Source organism: Pelagibius marinus (assembly GCF_014925385.1).
GTDB classification, from domain to species: domain Bacteria; phylum Pseudomonadota; class Alphaproteobacteria; order Kiloniellales; family Kiloniellaceae; genus Pelagibius; species Pelagibius marinus.
The window spans coordinates 38,606-55,489 of sequence record NZ_JACSDK010000013.1; the positions used below are offsets into that span (position 1 = coordinate 38,606).

Annotated in this window: 15 protein-coding genes; 10 read left to right on the plus strand and 5 right to left on the minus strand. The window is 67.3% G+C overall.

Translation table 11 applies throughout. The annotated features are described in order from the left end of the window. Nucleotides 1-12 precede the first annotated feature (12 nt). Nucleotides 13-1,422 carry a sensor histidine kinase gene (locus tag H7X47_RS14940; RefSeq protein ID WP_193369515.1) on the minus strand — a complete coding sequence of 470 codons (1,410 nt, stop codon included), beginning with the start codon at nt 1,420-1,422 and terminating at the stop codon, nt 13-15. Nucleotides 1,423-1,447: 25 nt separating this feature from the next. Continuing rightward, complete coding sequence (locus tag H7X47_RS14945; protein WP_193369516.1) at nt 1,448-2,149, minus strand: response regulator transcription factor; 702 nt, start codon at nt 2,147-2,149, stop codon at nt 1,448-1,450. Nucleotides 2,150-2,295: 146 nt separating this feature from the next. On the opposite strand from H7X47_RS14945, the gene H7X47_RS14950 reads away from it, so the two are divergent. The 10 genes from H7X47_RS14950 to H7X47_RS14995 all read left to right on the plus strand — a co-directional run bounded on the left by H7X47_RS14950 (nt 2,296) and on the right by H7X47_RS14995 (nt 13,502). Then, entirely contained in the window at nt 2,296-3,288 is a 993-nt protein-coding gene (locus tag H7X47_RS14950) for a tripartite tricarboxylate transporter substrate binding protein (RefSeq protein ID WP_193369517.1), read from the plus strand. A 157-nt stretch (nt 3,289-3,445) separates the two neighbouring features. Beyond that, the gene (locus tag H7X47_RS14955) at nt 3,446-3,907 is read left to right on the plus strand and encodes a tripartite tricarboxylate transporter TctB family protein (RefSeq protein ID WP_193369518.1); all 462 of its coding nucleotides are present in this window, start codon (nt 3,446-3,448) and stop codon (nt 3,905-3,907) included. Further along, nucleotides 3,904-5,442, plus strand: a complete 1,539-nt coding sequence (locus H7X47_RS14960) for a tripartite tricarboxylate transporter permease (RefSeq protein WP_193369519.1) — start codon at nt 3,904-3,906, stop codon at nt 5,440-5,442. The genes H7X47_RS14955 and H7X47_RS14960 overlap by 4 nt, the downstream gene beginning before the upstream one ends. Nucleotides 5,443-5,522: 80 nt before the next feature. After that, nucleotides 5,523-7,169, plus strand: coding sequence for a GMC family oxidoreductase (locus H7X47_RS14965; RefSeq protein WP_193369520.1), 1,647 nt, complete (start codon nt 5,523-5,525; stop codon nt 7,167-7,169). A gap of 255 nt (nt 7,170-7,424) precedes the next feature. Continuing rightward, the gene (gene hemN, locus H7X47_RS14970) at nt 7,425-8,771 is read left to right on the plus strand and encodes an oxygen-independent coproporphyrinogen III oxidase (protein ID WP_193369521.1); all 1,347 of its coding nucleotides are present in this window, start codon (nt 7,425-7,427) and stop codon (nt 8,769-8,771) included. Nucleotides 8,772-8,922: 151 nt separating this feature from the next. Then, nucleotides 8,923-9,873, plus strand: a complete 951-nt coding sequence (locus H7X47_RS14975; protein WP_193369522.1) for a hypothetical protein — start codon at nt 8,923-8,925, stop codon at nt 9,871-9,873. Further along, complete coding sequence (locus H7X47_RS14980) at nt 9,870-10,634, plus strand: hypothetical protein (RefSeq protein ID WP_193369523.1); 765 nt, start codon at nt 9,870-9,872, stop codon at nt 10,632-10,634. The genes H7X47_RS14975 and H7X47_RS14980 overlap by 4 nt, the downstream gene beginning before the upstream one ends. Before the next feature lie 63 nt (nt 10,635-10,697). Beyond that, on the plus strand, nt 10,698-11,759 hold the full coding sequence (locus H7X47_RS14985) for an isocitrate/isopropylmalate dehydrogenase family protein (protein WP_193369524.1): 1,062 nt from the start codon (nt 10,698-10,700) through the stop codon (nt 11,757-11,759). Between the two features lie 187 nt (nt 11,760-11,946). Next, nucleotides 11,947-12,708: a DUF7847 domain-containing protein gene (locus tag H7X47_RS14990; RefSeq protein ID WP_193369525.1), complete on the plus strand. Its 762-nt coding sequence runs from the start codon at nt 11,947-11,949 to the stop codon at nt 12,706-12,708. A 56-nt stretch (nt 12,709-12,764) separates the two neighbouring features. Continuing rightward, a complete protein-coding gene (locus H7X47_RS14995; protein WP_193369526.1) occupies nt 12,765-13,502 on the plus strand; it encodes a hypothetical protein in 738 nt (245 codons plus the stop codon). Here H7X47_RS14995 and H7X47_RS15000 read toward each other — a convergent pair. The 3 genes from H7X47_RS15000 to H7X47_RS15010 are packed head-to-tail and all read right to left on the minus strand — an operon-like array spanning nt 13,499 to nt 16,855. Then, nucleotides 13,499-14,524 carry an RDD family protein gene (locus H7X47_RS15000; RefSeq protein WP_193369527.1) on the minus strand — a complete coding sequence of 342 codons (1,026 nt, stop codon included), beginning with the start codon at nt 14,522-14,524 and terminating at the stop codon, nt 13,499-13,501. The genes H7X47_RS14995 and H7X47_RS15000 overlap by 4 nt on opposite strands. Further along, complete coding sequence (locus H7X47_RS15005) at nt 14,511-15,545, minus strand: stage II sporulation protein M (protein WP_193369528.1); 1,035 nt, start codon at nt 15,543-15,545, stop codon at nt 14,511-14,513. The genes H7X47_RS15000 and H7X47_RS15005 overlap by 14 nt, the downstream gene beginning before the upstream one ends. Then, entirely contained in the window at nt 15,545-16,855 is a 1,311-nt protein-coding gene (locus H7X47_RS15010) for a DUF58 domain-containing protein (protein WP_193369529.1), read from the minus strand. The genes H7X47_RS15005 and H7X47_RS15010 overlap by 1 nt, the downstream gene beginning before the upstream one ends. Nucleotides 16,856-16,884 lie beyond the last annotated feature (29 nt).

The window sequence follows — 16,884 nt, forward strand, 5'->3', positions numbered from 1 at the left end:
GCGCTTTCCGGGTCATGATCGGATTCGAGGGGCGGAGAAGGTGAGGCGCAGGCGCAGGCCCTGGGGCTCGTTGTCCTCCAGACGCACCCGGCCGCGGTGCGCCAGCATGACCTGGCGGACGATGGAAAGGCCGAGGCCGGAGCCCATGGTTTTCCCGCCCCTGGTTTCGGCGCCTGGGGTTTCGCTGGCGGACCCGCCGCGGCGGAAGCGCTCGAAGACCAGGTCGCGGTCCTGGCGCGGGATGCCGGGGCCGTGGTCGGCGATGACGATCTCCGGCGTCTTGCCGCCGGTGACGGTGATCTGAACGTAGTCGTCGGCCGGGCCGTACTTGATGGCGTTGTCGAGGCCGTTGCGGATGGCCTCCAGCAGGGCGATCTCGTCGCCCAGGATCTCGGCGCTGTCGTCCAGGTCGAGGCGGAAGTCGATGCCGCGCATCTCCGCCGCCACCTCCAGGTCGCGCGCCGCCGTGCGCGCCAGGGCGGCCAGGGAGAGCGGCTGGCGTTCGGCGCGCTCGGCGCGGTAGGCGATCATCGCCTGGGTCAGCATCTGGGTGGTGAGCTGCGAGGTCTCGTCGGCGGCGCGCAGCATGCGGCGCAGGCTTTCCTCGCTGGCCTGACCATTGCCCCTCAGGGCCACCTCCGCCTGGGCCTTCAGGGCCGCCAGGGGCGTGCGGATGCGGTGGGCCGCCTCGGCGATGAACTGCTGGCTGGTGTCCAGGGTGTTGCGCAGGCGCTCGATGAAGTCGTTGATGGCGTCGACCAGCGGTTCGATCTCGCGCGGCGCGGCCGTTTCCAGGGGCGAGAAGTCGTCGCTGGCGCGCTCGGCGATGGCGCGTTCGATCTCGTGCACGGGCTTGAGCGCGCGGGAGATGGCGACCCAGGCCAGGAAACCCGCCAGGGCCAGGAAGCCGAGGCCGACGCCGGCGGCGGAGAGCGCGATGTTGGTGGTCAGCGTGCCGAAGGCCTCGCGGGTCTGGGCCACGGTGATGAGCACGGACTCGCGCTGGTCGCTGGTGAGGATCGACCGCCGCGCGGTCGCCACCCGCACGGTGTCGCCGCGGTAGCGGGTGGTGAAGAAGCGCGGCGTGTCCTCCTGCTCCGGCAGCGCGCCGGGCGGCAGATCGTCGTAACCGGTAATGAGCTGTCCGCCGCTGGTGGCGATGCGGTAGAAGACCCGGTCTTCGCCGGCCAGGCCCAGCATCTCCAGGGCGGCGTAGGGCAGGTCGACGGTCAGCGCGCCTTCGGCGACGCGCACCTGCTCGGCGATGGCGATGGCGGAGGCGCCGAGGATGGTGTCCTGGGTCGAATCCGCCGCGCGCCCGGCCACCGCCTGGACCGAGAGGTAGAGCAGCACGGCCAGACCGGAGAAGACCAGCAGCAGCTGGCCCAGCAGGCGGCGGCGCAGGGACCAGGTCGTGCTCATGGGATCGACTTCATGGGAGAAGCGGTCATTCGCCGCTCCCCTCACCGTCTTCGGGCGTGGCCTCGCGCAGGCGGTAGCCGAGGCCGCGCACGGTCTCGATGACCACGCCGCCGTTGTGGATCTTGCGGCGCAGGCGGCCGATGTAGACCTCGATGGCGTTCTCGCTGGCGTCCTCGGCCAGGCCGAAGAGCTTGTCCATGAGCTGGGCTTTGCTGAAGACCTGGCCGGGCGAGGACAGCAGCACTTCCAGCAGGCGCAGCTCGCGGCTGCGCAGGTCCAGTGGCTGGCCGGCGGCGGTGACGCTGGAGGCGGCGGCGTCGAGCTCCAGCGCGCCGAGCTGAACCAGGCTCTGGGACATGCCGTGGCGGCGGCGCACCACGGCGCGGCAGCGCGCGTCCAGCTCGGCCACCTCGAAGGGCTTGGTCATGTAGTCGTCGGCGCCCAGGTCGAGCAGGTGCACCCGGTCGGCGACCTGGGAGCGGGCGGTCAGCACCAGCACCGGCAGGTCGCTTTCGCTGCTACGGATCTGCTGCAGGATCTGGCGGCCGTCGCCGCCCGGCAGCATGATATCCAGCACCACCAGGTCGAACTCGCTGCCGCCGGCATGCAGGTAGTCCTCGGCCTCCGGGGCCGTGCGCGCCCAATCCACAGCATGGCCGTCGGCGCGGAAGTGGCGTTCCAGCGCATCGCCCAGGTCCTCGTTGTCCTCTACCAGAAGCAGCCGCATCGGGGCTTATTCTACCTCGTGTTTATGCCGCACCTCTTCCCGCTTCCTCTGCTTCGCGCGCGACAGGTTGGCGACAGGTTCCCGCGTTATGGTCGATCCTGGCAAATACGGGTGAAGTCCCGTCAATAATGCATTGGGAGGAAATAATGCGAAAGTTTCCCATGAACCGCCGCGCGGTGATTGCGGCGGCCACCGGCGTCGCCATGGCGGCCGCCTTGGGCGCAGGCGCCGCGCAGGCGCAGTCCCTTGACGAAGTCCACTTCCTGATCCCCGGCGGCGCCGGGGGCGGCTGGGGCGGGACGGCACGCGGCACCGGCGGGGCCCTGGCCAAGGCCGGCCTGGGCGGCACCGCCTCCTTCGAAAACATGTCCGGCGGCGGCGGCGGCAAGGCCATCGCCCACCTGATCGAGACGGCGGACAAGGCGGACGACACCCTGATGGTGAACTCCACGCCGATCGTCATCCGCTCGCTGCAGAAGGTCTTTCCGCAGTCCTTCCGCGACCTGACCCCGATCGCCTCGACCATCGGCGACTACGCCGCCATCGTGGTGAACAACGATTCGCCGATCCAGGACTTCAACAGCCTGGTCGAGGCCTACAAGGCCGATCCTTCGAACGTCGCCATCGGCGGCGGCTCGGTCGCCGGCGGCATGGACCACATCGTCGCCGCCCTGGTGATGAAGGGCGCCGGCGCCAAGCCGACGGCGGTCAAGTACATCCCCTATGACGCGGGCGGCAAGGCCATGGCGGGCCTGCTGTCGGGCGAGATCAAGGCGCTGTCCACCGGCTTCGGCGAGGCCGTCGACCTGGCCAAGCAGGGCGAGGTGCGCATCCTCTGCGTCACCTCCATGAAGCGCGTCGACGCGGCGCCGGACGTGCCGACCTGCGACGAGGCGGGCTCCAAGGGCACCGAGTTCGTCAACTGGCGCGGCTTCTTCGGCCCTCCGGGTCTCTCCAAGGAAAAGCAGATGGCTTACCAGGAGACCCTGAAGAAGATGTACAGCACCCCGGAGTGGGAAACGGTCCGCGCCCGCAACGGCTGGGTCAACATCTACCACCCGGGCGACGAGTTCGTTTCCTTCCTGGAAGGCCAGGAAAAGCAGATCGGTGATCTGATGAAGGAACTCGGGTTCCTGTAAGGAGTTACCCTCCCGCATAGGAAATTCCCCGGCAGGGGAGATTCCACTAGGGTATCTGAGGGGGCCGGAGCTCAAAGGTTCCGGCCCCCGCTTTCCAGCCGGGAAGCCTTGCCGGGAAATCACAACAACGACGCCCGGCAAACGTTGGGGGATTGCCATGTTGACCCGTGACCGCATCGGCGCGCTGCTGCTGCTGGCCTTCAGCATCTTCTACTGGTCGCGCATCGACGACATCCGGCTCTTGCCGTTTCAGGCCGAGGCCGCCTTCACCGGGCGCACCGCGCCGGAGGTGCTGGCGGTGCTGGGGGTCGTGCTCTCGGTCGTTCTGCTGCTGAAGCCCGGCAGTGATGCCGGCATCGAGGCGAAAGGCTACCGCTGGGGCACCGCGGGGCTGATCTGCCTGCTGATGGTGGCCTATGGCCTGACCGTGCGGCCGGCCGGCTTTCTCATCTCCACCAGCCTGTTCCTGGCTTTTGGATTTTTCATTCTCGGCGAACGCCGCTGGCTGGTGCTGCTGGGCGTCTCCGTTCCCCTGGTCGTGCTGTTCTGGCTGCTGATGACCCAGGTCCTCAGCGTCTACATCGCGCCCTGGCCCGAATTCATGGATCTCAGCCGATGATCGAAGGCATTCTCCAGGGACTTTCCACCGCCGCCTCGCCGATCAACCTGCTGATGGTTGCGATCGGCTGTTTCGTCGGCACCTTCATCGGCATGCTGCCGGGTCTGGGACCGATCTCCGCCATTGCGTTGATGATCCCCATCACCTACGGCTTCGATCCGGCGACCGGCCTGATCCTCATGGCCGGCGTCTACTACGGCGCCATCTTCGGCGGCTCGACCTCGTCGATCCTGATCAACGCGCCGGGCGTCGCCGGCACCGTTGCGACGGCCTTCGACGGCTATCCCATGGCGCGCCAGGGCAAGGCCGGCAAGGCGCTGGCCATCGCCGCCTACTCGTCCTTCTCCGGCGGCACCATTGCCGCCATCCTGCTGCTCGTCGCCGCGCCGTCGCTGGCCGTGGTGTCGCGCGCCTTTCAGTCCACCGACTACTTCGCGCTGATGGTGCTGGGCCTCACCGCTGTCGCCGCCTTTGCCGGCAAGGGCAACGTCGTGAAGGCGCTGCTGATGACGGTGCTGGGGCTCATGCTCTCCACCGTCGGCACCGACAAGGGGGTGGGCGTGCCGCGCTTCACCTTCGGCCAGATCGACCTGGCCGACGGCATCTCCTTCCTGCTGCTGGCCATGGCGACCTTCGCGTTGTCGGAGGCGCTGATGGCGATTCTCAAGCCCAAGAGCGACGCCGACCGCAAACGCGAGATGGAAGCGCAGAAGAACCTCGGCTCCATGAAGATCCCGCGCGAGGAACTGAAGGAGATGGCGCCGGTGGTCGGCCGCTCCTCGATCCTCGGCTTTTTCGTCGGCGTGCTGCCCGGGGCGGGCGCGACCATCGCCTCTTTCCTGGCCTACGGCATCGAACAGCGCCTGGCCGGCCCCAAGAAGGGTGCCGAATTCGGCAAGGGCTCGGTGCGCGGCCTGGCCGCGCCGGAGACGGCGAACAACGCCGCCTGCTCCGGTTCCTTCGTGCCGCTGCTGACGCTGGGCATCCCCGGCTCCGGCACCACGGCGATCATGCTGGGGGCGCTGCTGTCCTACGGCATCCAGCCCGGCCCGCGCCTCTTCGAGGAGAACCCCGACGTCTTCTGGTCTGTCATCATCTCGATGTACATCGGCAACGTGATCCTCTTGATCCTGAACCTGCCGCTGATCCCCTACATCGCGCGGGTGCTGGCCATTCCCTCGAATATCCTGCTGCCGCTGATCGTCTTCTTCTCGCTGATCGGGGTCTACTTCGTCTCCTTCAACACCTTCGACATTCAGCTGATGGTGCTCTTCGCGGTCGCCGCCGTGGGCCTGCGGCTGCTCGACTTCCCCATGGCGCCCATGCTGCTGGGCTTCATCCTGGGCGGCATGATGGAGGAGAACCTGCGCCGCGCCCTGGCGATCTACAACGACAGCTGGGTCTTCCTCTGGGAGCGCGGCCTGACCCTCTCGATCCTGATCATCGCCGCCCTGGTGCTCTTTGTGCCGATGATCGGGCCGAAGATCACCGCCGTCCTGGCCCGCCGCCGCGAGGTGGCCGGGGAGGGCGGCTGAGACTTTCCGCGCCCGGAAGCGGCGCGCTATAGTCCCCTCGTCTGAAATTCGCAGCCATAAGCGGGCGAGGGGACGAGGGAATGCCTTCAGAAAGTGCCCGGCAGGACAACCATAGGGTGGACGCCGGGGAGTTCGACTATGTGATCGTGGGCGCCGGCTCGGCCGGCTGCTGCCTGGCCAACCGGCTGTCGGCCGATCCGGACGTCAAGGTGGCGCTGCTGGAGGCCGGCGGCAAGGACTCCTGGTTCTGGATCCACGTTCCCGTCGGCTACCTCTACACCCAGAACACCCCGCGCACCGACTGGTGCTACAAGACCGAGGCGGAGCCGGGCCTCAACGGCCGGGCGCTGAACTACCCGCGCGGCCGGGTGCTGGGCGGCTGCTCCTCCATCAACGGCATGATCTACATGCGCGGCCAGGCCCGCGACTACGACCACTGGCGCCAGCTCGGCAACGCCGGCTGGAGCTGGGACGAGGTGCTGCCCTACTTCAAGCGCTCCGAAGACCACTACCAGGGCGGCGACGCGTTCCATGGCGGCGAGGGCGAGTGGCGCGTCGAGGAACAGCGCCTGTCCTGGGAGATCCTCGACGCCTTCCGCGAGGCCGCGGCGGAGAGCGGCATCCCGCCGACCGACGACTTCAATCGCGGTGACAACGAGGGCTGCGGCTACTTTCAGGTGAACCAGAAACGCGGCGTGCGCTGGTCCACCGCCAAGGGCTTCCTGAAGCCGGTGATGGACCGCCCGAATCTGACGGTGCTGACCCACGCCCAGGCGCAGAACCTGGTGCTGGACGGCAAGCGCGTCACCGGCGTGAATTTCCTGCAGGGCGACAGTCCCAGGCGAATCACCGCGCGCGGTGAGGTGGTCCTCGCCGCCGGTTCGGTCGGCTCGGTGCAGCTTTTGGAGCTTTCCGGCATCGGCAACCCGGCGGTGCTGAAGGAGCACGGCATCGACGTGGCGCACGATCTTCCCGGTGTCGGCGAGAACCTGCAGGACCACCTGCAGATGCGCATGATCTTCAAGGTCGAGGGCACCGTGACCCTGAACCAGCGCGCGGGCAGCCTGTTCGGCAAGGCGATGATGGGGCTGGAGTACCTGCTGAACCGCAGCGGGCCGCTCTCCATGGCGCCCAGCCAGCTCGGCGCCTTCGTGAAGTCGGACCCGGCGCGCGAGACGCCGAACCTGCAATACCACGTGCAGCCCTTGAGCCTGGACAAGTTCGGCGACCCGCTGCACGACTTCCCGGCCTTCACGGCCTCGGTCTGCAACCTGCGCCCCGAGAGCCGCGGCAGCATCCACATCCGCAGCGCCGACTTCCGCGACGCGCCCGTCATCAAGCCGGCCTACCTCTCCGCACCCGGCGACCGCCAGGTGGCGGCCCAGGCGATCCGCCTGACCCGGCGCATCTGCGCCGCGCCCGCGCTGGCCCGCTACAAGCCGGAGGAGTACAAGCCCGGCGCCCAGGTCGACGGCGACGAGGCCCTGGCCAAGGCGGCCGGCGATATCGGCACGACCATTTTCCACCCCGTCGGCACCTGCAAGATGGGGGACGACGACCAGGCGGTGGTGGACGCCCGCCTCAAGGTGCGCGGGCTCCAGGGCCTCCGGATCGCCGATGCCTCGGTCATGCCGACCATCACTTCCGGCAACACCAACTCCCCCACCATCATGATCGCCGAGAAGGCCGCCGACATGATCCGCGAGGACCGGCGGGCAAGCGCCTGAGCGTCGGGATCCCCCTCACCCAGCTCCGTCTAAGCTCGCTCTGCTCGCCAAGACTTCTCAACCCTCTCCCACCAGGGGAGAGGGAAAGTAAGTGGGTAGCCCCTCGCCCCTCGTGGGAGAGGGAGGGGCCCGCGCAAGCGGGAGGGTGAGGGGGCGGTAGCGTCGCTAAGCCCCAGAATTCCGCCATTTTTCACCCTTCGCGCCGATTGACCTCCGTCAATGCCGCCGGCCCGCACCGCGGCTAGATTTGCCGCCATGACCAGCATCCCGATTCGCCTCGCCGAGGCCCAGGCGCCGCGCTACACCAGCTATCCGACCGCCCCGCACTTCAGCGAGGCGGTGGGCGGCGGCCTCTATCGCAGCTGGCTCAAAGAGCTGCGCTTCGGCGCGCCGCTGTCGCTCTACCTGCATGTGCCCTTCTGCCACCAGCTCTGCTGGTACTGCGGCTGCCATACCGCGGTGGCCAACAACTACGAGCGCATCGCCGCCTATGTCGGCCTGCTGCGCCAGGAGATCGCCCTGCTGGGCCGCGTGCTGGGAAGAGACCGCCCGGTCACTGGGGTGCACTGGGGCGGCGGCACCCCCTCGATCCTCTCGGCCGAGGATTTCACCGCGGTCATGGGCCAGCTGCGCGAGGTCTTCGACTTCCAGCCGGCGGCCGAGCTGGCCATCGAGATCGACCCGCGCCACCTGACGGCGGAGAAGGCCGAGGCGCTGGCCGCTGCCGGCATCAACCGCGCCAGCCTGGGCGTGCAGGACTTCAACCCCCATGTGCAGGAAGCCATCAACCGGCTGCAGCCCTTCGAGACCACGGCCGCGGCGGCGCAAGCCCTGCGCGCGGCCGGCATCGCGGCGCTGAACTTCGACCTCATGTACGGCCTGCCGCACCAGAGCCTGGAGGACGTGAAGCAGACCGCCTCGCTGGCCGCCGATATTCACCCGCAGCGCGTCTCGGTCTTCGGTTACGCCCACGTGCCCTGGATGAAGAAGCACCAGAAGATGATCGACACGGCGGCGCTGCCCGGCGCGGAAGAGCGCCTCGCCCAGGCCGAGGCGGCCGAGCGCGTGCTGCTGCTGCGCGGCTACCGCGCCGTCGGCATGGACCACTTCGCCCTGCCGGACGATCCGCTGTTCCGCTATGCCGACGAAGGCCGGCTGCACCGCAACTTCCAGGGCTACACCACCGACCAGGCCGAGGTGCTGCTCGGCCTCGGCGTCTCCTCCATCGGCACCCTGCCGCAGGGCTACGTTCAGAACGAGAAGGACCTGGTGGCCTATGCCAAGGCGCTGCGGGCCGGCAAGCTGCCGGTGGCGCGCGGCGTCGGCCTGACGCCGGAGGACCGGCTGCGCCGCGACGTCATCCAGTCCCTCATGTGCAACTTCTTCGTCGATCTGCGCGCCCAGGCCGTGGCCCATGGGCGGCCCGGCTTCGACTTCTCCGACTCCCTGGAGCGCCTGGTCCCGCTGGCCGGCGAGGGGCTGGTCACGGTCGAAGGCTCCAAGGTCCGGGTGACCGACGACGGCAAGCGCGCCGTGCGCCTCATCGCCTCCTGTTTCGACGCCTATCTCGGCGCCGGCGGGCGCTACAGCAAGGCGGTTTAGGCGGCGAGTTCCAGCGAAACTTCTTCAATTACGATCCACTTTCGGTTGTGTTTTCTTAACGTCCAGGTGGCAGGCTTCACGGCCTGCCGCGGGGGCGGTCCTTCCCGCGGCGGCGCGCGGACAACGCGTTTGCGAGGAAGGAGCCGTTTCGATGAAACTGGGTGTGATGAAGGCGGTCCGCCGCTGTTTCGGCTTTGGCCTGCGACACCTGCCAGTGTTCTACCTGTTGTGCCTGCTGGTGGGCGCGCCGCGCCTTCTGTTCAGCCAGACCGCAGGGCAGGGATGGCAGGTCGCCATGCTGGTGTCCTTCTTCGAAATCGTGATCGCCTGTATGGTCGTGAGCATTATGGTGTGGACCATGATTCGCGACCGCCGGGGAGAGGCCTGGACGGTCTTGCCGGCCATCGGTGACTCATTTCAACGGGCGCCGATGATTCTCGGCGTTGCGATCGTCGTTGCAACAGTCTCCCTCGCCTTCGGCGGGCTGGGGATGTACCTCGCAACGCTGCACCCTGTTGCGGCGGCCGTGCCCTCGGTGGTGATGTTCATCCTGAAGCTCATATTCTGCGTGGCGATCCCCTGCGCTGCGGTTTCCGAGGGCGGTGTGTTCGAGGCACTGTGGCAGAGCGCACGGCTCAGCGCCGGCTCGCGATTGCGCATCCTCGGTGTCTACATCCTGATGATGCTGCCTTTCGGTATTGTCGCCGTTATAGCCGCAGCGCTGCTGCCGGCGGACGTGATGACAGATCTGCAGAGCGGCAACCTGCCGATGCTGTGGATTCTCCTAGCCGGTGCCCTCGGCAGCGCTTTTCTGTACCCAGTTCCAGTTGCGATCCATGAACAGCTCGCCGAACTGGGAGACGACTTGGAGTTCGAGCGGACGGCCGGGGTTTTCGACTTAGGCCGCCGCTTCCGGGCGGCCACGCCACCTGCGCCGGGGGCGGGGACGGCGAGATCTGCAGAGAGTCGAGCTACTTGCGGTTGTAATTTTTTAAGCTTTTTTCGGCAGGCTTCTGGTCCTAACGCTGCGGCCAAGGGATCCGCCTGTCAGGGGTCGTCCTTTCGGCCGAACTACGCCGCAAGGAAGGAACCGCTGTTATGACGCTGCGAGTTTTCGCGACCCTGGGCCGGACGTTCGTCTTCGGTCTCCGGCACTTTCCGGCTTTCTTCCTGCTGTGCCTGCTGGCCAATCTGCCGACGGTCCTCTACGGCCTGCTGCGGCCCGAGTCCTTCCAGGCCGCGATGATGGGAGGCGCGAGCTGGGAGACCGATCTGATGACGGCGGTGGAGGTCATGCTGCTGGGCCTTGTCACCGCGGTTATGGTCCACACCCGCCTGCGCGATCAGCAGGGTGAAAGCTGGACGGTTCTGCCGGCGATCGGCGACACCGTCGAATACCTGCCGACGGTTCTCGGCGTATCGTTCTGCATTGCCGTCGGCGTGACGCTCCTTTCCGTGCTGACCGACGTTCTGGGGACAATAACCCCGATCCTGGCGCTCATCCCATTTCTGATCATGGCTGTTCTGGCCCTGATCTTCACCGTGGTGATGCCCTCCGCGGCGCTGGACAACGGGGGCGTCGTCGACTGCTTCGGGCAGAGCGCGGCCCTGTCCCAGGGCTCGCGTCTGCGCATCATCGCGGTCTACATCCTGTTCTTCATTCCGGTGGCCATCGCCGGAGCCGTGTTGATCGGCGTCTTCGCGCCGGACATGAGCAGGGCGGAACTGCCGGTCAGCACCTACCTTTACCTCGTGCCGATCGGCAACGTGTTCTTCTTCGCACTGCCGGTGATCATGCACGAACAGCTCGCCGGTCTGGATGAAGGTATTGAGCTGAGTGAGACCGCCGCCGTTTTCGATTAGAGCCCGGGGCGCCGCCCCACTATAGTGCCGCCCTGATCTTTGCAGAGAGGAAGGGGCGGGGCGGTGAAGTTTCTGGTCATGGCGGGCGACGGCATCGGGGAGGAGATCACCGAGGCGACGCTGAAAGTGCTGGAGGCGGCGGACGGCCGCTTCGGCCTCGGCCTCGACTTCGAGGCAGCGGAAATCGGCCTGAAGGCGCTGGCCAAACACGGCACCACGATGCCCGACGGCGTGCTGGAGCGCGCCCGGGCCAGCGACGGCATCATCCTGGGGCCCATCTCCCACCTGGACTATCCGGCCCCGGAAGAGGGCGGGGTGAACATCTCCGGCGTGGTGCGCAGCAAGCTCGACCTCTACGCCAATGTGCGGCCCGCGCGCACCCGCCCCGGCCTGCCGGCCAAGGGCGGCGACTTCGACCTGGTGATCATGCGCGAGGCGACCGAGGGCTTCTACCCCGACCGCAACATGTTCGCCGGGCGCGCCGAGTTCATGACCGACCCGGACACGGCGCTGTCGATCCGCAAGATCTCCCGCAAGGCCTCCGCGCGCATCGCCCGGCGTTCCTACGAGCTGGCCATGAAGCGGCGCAAAAAGGTGACGCTGATCCACAAGGCCAACACTTTCCGCCTCAGCGACGGTCTGTTCCTCGAAGCCTGCCACGCCGTGGCAAAGGAGTTCCCGGAGGTGGAGACCGACGAGGTCATCGTCGACGCCATGGCGGCGCTGCTGGTGCGCCATCCGGAACGCTACGACGTGATCTGCGCCACCAACTTCCATGCCGACATCCTCTCCGACCTGGCCTCGGAGCTGTCGGGCAGCCTGGGCCTCGCCGGCTCGGTGAACGCCGGCGACGACCTCTGCTGCGCCCAGGCCCAGCACGGCTCGGCCCCGGACATCGCCGGCCAGGACAGGGCCAACCCGTCCTCCCTCATCCTCTCGGCGGCCATGCTGCTGGACTGGATCGCCGACAAGCGTGGCCTTGCCCCCTGCGGCGCGGCGGCGCGGGCCATCGACGGCGCCGTGGACGCCGCCCTCGCCCGGCCGGAAACCCGAACGCCCGACCTGGGCGGCGCGCTCGGCACCCGCGCCTTCGCCGAGCACATCGCCGCCGCCGTCGCCGCCTGAGGCGTGCAACAGGCGTGATTCGCGAAATGGTTAGGAGGCCTGCAAGGTATCGACCCTAGATTGCGTTGCGGCTATAATCGGCGGCGCGCCGAGAACTCGGGGGTGAAGTCGGCCTGACGCGGAGCCACCGGGAAGGGCCGAGAGTTCTCTCGCGTTTCACTGTTTTTCGTGACTGGGGGCTTATTCCATGAGTGATTCTACCAGCGGCGGCGCAGTGTCGTCGGGCGCCATAAGCATCGGCGGTGTTTTCAGCCGAACTTTCGCATCGCTGTTTTCCAACTTCGTCACCTTTCTCATCATCTCTTTCCTGATTCTCCTGCCGCTGCCGATCTTCAACCTGCTTGCCGGCGGCGGCATGGCCAGCCCGCCACAGGCGATCGGCGTGGGCTACCTCATCGCCGTGCTGATCAACATGGTCTTGACCTATGCCGCGATGGGCGCCGTGGTCTACGGAACCGTCGCCTACCTGCGCGGCAACCCCGCCGGGCTGGGCGAGTGTCTCTCTCGGGGCTTCGCGGCCGTGGTTCCCGTGATCCTGGTCGCCATCCTGATCACCATCATGGGGGCGATCGGCATGATGCTGCTGATCATTCCCGGGATCATCGTTTTCGTGATCACCGCCGCCGCGGTTCCGGCCGCCGTGGTGGAGCGTCCCGGCATTTGGGGCAGCATCAAGCGCAGCGCCGAACTGACCAAGGGCAACCGCTGGCGGATCTTCGCGCTGCTGGTGATCTTTTACATCGTCATGATGGGGATCGCCTGGGTGCTGGGTCTTGCCGGCTTGCCGGTTCTCGTACCGGACGGCTCGATCTTCGCGATCATCGTGCTCTATGTCTGGTCGGGCGTCACCACGGCCTTCTTCGCCGTCTTCGGCGCGGTGATCTACCACGACCTGCGCGTGGCCAAGGAAGGCGTCAGCTCCGAACAGATCGCGGCGGTCTTCGATTGATGTCGTGTTGGTGGGACCTGGCTGCCGCGCCAGGTCCCACAGCGTCCTGATATCCGATGAGCGATACGACATATACGGACTTCGGAAGCGGCGCTGTACTCAGTCAGTCGCTTCAAGTTTTCGGGCGGAACTGCCTTCCCTTTATCGCGCTGGCCCTGTTGCTGATCTCTCCGGCCTACCTGCTCGCAGGCTGGTTGGTCTGGGAGGGAAATTTCATCCAGTCCATCCCGCCGGCGGCCCTTCAGTTCGGGCTGACGATACTCGAGTCTTTGCTCGGCTTTATCGTCCACGCGGCAGTGGTCTACGGCACCTTTCGTGACCTGCGAGGGCAAAAGACCGGGTTCGCCGCCAACTTCGCGGGCGGCTTCGGATCCGTGGTGCCGGTGCTCGCCGTGGCCATTGTCTCTGGCCTCATCGTGATCTTCGGTCTCTTCCTGCTCGTGGTGCCAGGGTTGATTTTCGCGGCGATGTATTGGGTCGCCGTGCCCGCCGCCGTGGTCGAGAAGACCGGGGTGAAAGACAGCCTTTCGCGCAGTGCCGCACTCACCTCCGGTGAGCGGTGGAAAGTCTTCGGCATCATCGTCATCATTGGCTTTGCCCAGGTCTTTTTTGAGCGGGGGATTGACCCATTCCTGGACTACGAGAACGCTCTCCTCCTGTCGATGGCGATAACCTTGCTCTATTCGGCCTCGCTCACCGCCTTCGGTGCGGTGGCGAGCGCGGTCACCTATCACCAGCTGCGCAGAGTCAAGGAAGGTACCGGCGTCGAGGAGATTGCTGCCGTCTTCGACTAAGTCTTGCCTGGAGGGGCGCCGTTGCCGTTCGGGCCGGTCTTGCCCCCTGGCTTTCCGGCATACTTGTTCTCGCGGCGCTCACCGAACAGCATGCGCGCCTCCAGGTGGGCGCGCAGGGCGGCGTAGAAGGCCTTCAGGAACCGCTCGGCCTCGATATCGTTCCGCGCGGCGCGGTCGCCGTGCGCCCAATCGATCTTGCGCTGGATGCGTTTGGCCACCTCGCGCCGGGTCTCGCCGCTCTGCGGGCCGCGCTGGCGCAGCACCTCCTCCAGGGTCTGCAGCTCGTAGATGCCGTAGATTTCCAGCTGGCTGCGGGTGAAGGGGAACTCGGGGTCCAGCACCACCGCGCTGCCCTGGTCGCGCCGGGCCCCGGCGGCCACGTCGTCCAGCAGCAGCGCCTTGGGCGAGGACACCACCCAGGTGCCCGCCACCAGGTCGCCGGCGCGCAGGCGGTCCTTGTTGAAGAAGGGCAGCAAAAGGCAGAGCGCGACCCAGCCGAGGGTCAGGAAGTAGACCCAGCCGCTGCTGCCCCCCAGGCCGACACCGAAGATGAGGGTCAGCGGCAGGAACAGCTCCACCTCGCGCAGCAGGTTTCGCGAAAACACGGCCCCGGGGCGCAGATAGCCGCCCTTGCGGTCGATGACGCGGATGCCCAGCGCGCGCTTGCCGGGCGTCTGGCCCTGCCAGCGCAGTTCGAAGAAGATGAAGTAGAAATTGCGGATGATGAAGGACGCCAGGATCGCCATGCCGATCGCCACGCCCTCGATGCCGAATTCGGAGAGGGTGAAGGCAATGGTCACGACGAAGACGACCAGGGCGATTACCATGATCACAAGGTCGATCATGACGGCGGCGGCGCGCTCGCCCCTTTGGGCCAGCTGAAAGATCAGCGGCACGCCTTCGGGCGTCAGGATGCGGCGCTCGCTGTGGACGCGGGCCTGGCCTTCCGGAGCGACGCCCGTCAGCTTGGGGCCTGGAGGCGATCCTTGTGGCTTTTGGGCGGCGGCGTCAGTCGTCGTCATAGTGCCGCTCCCTCCCACTCGAATCTCGACCGCTCAGGGTGAAGTAGGTGAGCCAGAAGGCCAGCATGGTGCCGCCGATGACATAACGCGCCGTGATATCGGTCACCAGCTGGCGGGCGAAGCCTTCCAGAAGGCCGGCGACGAAGAGCATCAGCACCGCCCCCATGATAAGGGTGCCGGCGGCGCGTCCCCGGCGGGCGAGGCTCTCCATCCGGGTCTCGCGGTCGGGGAAGATGATGGCGCTGGCCAGCACCAACCCGCCGCCGCCGCACAGCACGATGGCCAGCAGTTCCGTCGTCCCGTGCACGGCAAGCCAGCCGACCAGGTCCCAGGCCAGGCCGCGGGAATCGTAGAGCGCCAGGAAGGCGCCCAGGGTGAGGCCGTTGTAGAACATCAGCAGCACCGTGGGGATGCCCAGCGCGAAGCCCAGGGCGAAGGCGAACATGCCGATCCCGGCATTGTGGGAGAAGAGGTAGGTCGCGAAGACGTAGAGGCTGTCCGCCGCGCTGTCGGCGCCGTCGTAGAGCGCGCTGCGCAGGGTTTCGGTGGAGGCCGCGGGCGTGCGGCCGCCGGCCATGTCCCAGCCGACGAAGGTGTAGTACCAGTCGGCGTTGCCCTGGACCAGCAGGAAGCCGATGACGCTGCCCAGCACCATCCAGACCGTGGCCAGCAGGATCGGCCCCCGGGCCTCGCGCACCGCACCGGGAAAGCCGTAGCGCAGGAAGCTGGCGATCCGCTCCAGCAGGCTGGCGCGCGGGCCGTAGACCTGAAAATAGGCGCGCGAGCAGAGGCTCTCCAGGTAGTTCAGAACGTTCTGATCCAGGGAGATGGCGCGCGCCACGGACAGGGAGGAGAGCGTGGCGCGATAGAGCGTCGGCAGGCGCAGCAGGTCCTCGGCGGGCAGCGACTTCAGGCCGCGCTTCTCGGCGCGCCGGACCATGTCCTCCAACTCGCGCCAGCTCTTCTCCCGCTCGCGCCGGAACTCGTAGCTCTTCAGGGAGGATTTCGGGGCCAGACTCATCAGATCAACTCGCGGCGCTTGATGTCGAGATAGCGGTTGATGAGCGCGGTACCGATCTGGTCGGCCCGCACGTCCAGGCAGTGTACCCCAAGCCGGCGCAGCCGCTCCAAGACGACCCGCCTCTCGCGCAGGAACTCCTCGGCGATGACCGAGCGGGCGAGGCTGTCCAGGCTGCCCGGTTCCCCGTCGACCGTGGCTTCGAGCTGCGGATCCTGCAGGCAGACGAAGACCACCAGGTGACGCCCGGCCAGGCGCTCGACGTTCTCCAGCATCAACTCGGCGGTGATGGTGTCGACGAACTCGGTCTGCAGGATCACCAGGGAACGGCGGTCAAGCCGTGCGGCCAGGGAGGAGAGGCCGAGGGTGAAGTTGGTCTCGTCGCTGCTGTAGTCCAGCTCGGCGGCGGCGCGCTGCAGGCGCCAGAAGGTGCCGATGCCGCCGGTCGGTTGGCTGAAGAGGCGCACCTGGGAATCGAAGCCGTAGACGCCGATGCGGTCGCCGGCGCGCAGCGAGATGTAGCCCAGCTGCAGTCCGGCATTGACCGCGTGGTCCAGCTTGGTAAGCCCCTCCAGCGGCTCGCTCATCAGATGACCGGTGTCGAAGGCCAGGACGATCTGGTGGTTGCGCTCGCTGCGAAACTCCTTGCACAGCAGGTTCAGGTGGCGCGCGGAGTGCTTCCAGTCGATGGAGCGGGGGTCAAGGCCGGGCACGTACTCGCGCAAGGCCTCGAACTCCGAGCCCTCGCCCTGCTGGCGCTGCGGCTTGATCCCGAAGATCGCCATGGGGTCGGCGTACTGCAGGGCCATGTGCTTGACCGCCTTGGTATTGGGCGTGACCGCGATCTCGTTGCCCACCTCGATGATCCGCAGGCGGTAGACCAGTCCCAGCGGCCCCTTCCAGCGCAGCCAGAGGCGCTCGACCCGCGCCTTGCCGCGGCGCCTGGCACGCAGCGGAAAGGACACCAGGGTGTCCTCTTCCGGATCCAGCGGCGCCACCGCCCGCGGCGGCTGTTCCAGGTTGTCGTCCACGTCGCAGAGCAGCTCGACCACCGGGCGGCGGTAGGAAGTGGGTTCCAGGCGCACCTGGAAATCCTCCGGTGCCCCGATGTAGAGCGCCGGCGGCAGGTTGACCTGGACGCTCAGGCGTTGCGGTGAGAGGGCCAGGCCGGCGTCGGCCAGCAGCGCGAAGCAGGCGAGGAAGAGATAGGCCGGGACATAGGGCCAGAGGTCCGGGTCCGCGAGCAGCAGCGCGAAAGCCAGCGGGATGCCGGCGGCGAAGGCCGCCACGGCGCGCGGCGTCGGCCGGATCATGCGGCGCTTCCTTTCCTCGGTCCGCGCGG

What these genes read in the sequence shown, in the direction of transcription:
- H7X47_RS14940 (WP_193369515.1), bottom strand. Translation starts at nt 1,422, where the DNA reads ATGAGCACGACCTGGTCCCTGCGCCGCCGCCTGCTGGGCCAGCTGCTG.
- H7X47_RS14945 (WP_193369516.1), bottom strand. Translation starts at nt 2,149, where the DNA reads ATGCGGCTGCTTCTGGTAGAGGACAACGAGGACCTGGGCGATGCGCTG.
- H7X47_RS14950 (WP_193369517.1), top strand. Translation starts at nt 2,296, where the DNA reads ATGCGAAAGTTTCCCATGAACCGCCGCGCGGTGATTGCGGCGGCCACC.
- H7X47_RS14955 (WP_193369518.1), top strand. Translation starts at nt 3,446, where the DNA reads ATGTTGACCCGTGACCGCATCGGCGCGCTGCTGCTGCTGGCCTTCAGC.
- H7X47_RS14960 (WP_193369519.1), top strand. Translation starts at nt 3,904, where the DNA reads ATGATCGAAGGCATTCTCCAGGGACTTTCCACCGCCGCCTCGCCGATC.
- H7X47_RS14965 (WP_193369520.1), top strand. Translation starts at nt 5,523, where the DNA reads ATGCCTTCAGAAAGTGCCCGGCAGGACAACCATAGGGTGGACGCCGGG.
- hemN (WP_193369521.1), top strand. Translation starts at nt 7,425, where the DNA reads ATGACCAGCATCCCGATTCGCCTCGCCGAGGCCCAGGCGCCGCGCTAC.
- H7X47_RS14975 (WP_193369522.1), top strand. Translation starts at nt 8,923, where the DNA reads ATGAAACTGGGTGTGATGAAGGCGGTCCGCCGCTGTTTCGGCTTTGGC.
- H7X47_RS14980 (WP_193369523.1), top strand. Translation starts at nt 9,870, where the DNA reads ATGACGCTGCGAGTTTTCGCGACCCTGGGCCGGACGTTCGTCTTCGGT.
- H7X47_RS14990 (WP_193369525.1), top strand. Translation starts at nt 11,947, where the DNA reads ATGAGTGATTCTACCAGCGGCGGCGCAGTGTCGTCGGGCGCCATAAGC.
- H7X47_RS14995 (WP_193369526.1), top strand. Translation starts at nt 12,765, where the DNA reads ATGAGCGATACGACATATACGGACTTCGGAAGCGGCGCTGTACTCAGT.
- H7X47_RS15000 (WP_193369527.1), bottom strand. Translation starts at nt 14,524, where the DNA reads ATGACGACGACTGACGCCGCCGCCCAAAAGCCACAAGGATCGCCTCCA.
- H7X47_RS15005 (WP_193369528.1), bottom strand. Translation starts at nt 15,545, where the DNA reads ATGAGTCTGGCCCCGAAATCCTCCCTGAAGAGCTACGAGTTCCGGCGC.
- H7X47_RS15010 (WP_193369529.1), bottom strand. Translation starts at nt 16,855, where the DNA reads ATGATCCGGCCGACGCCGCGCGCCGTGGCGGCCTTCGCCGCCGGCATC.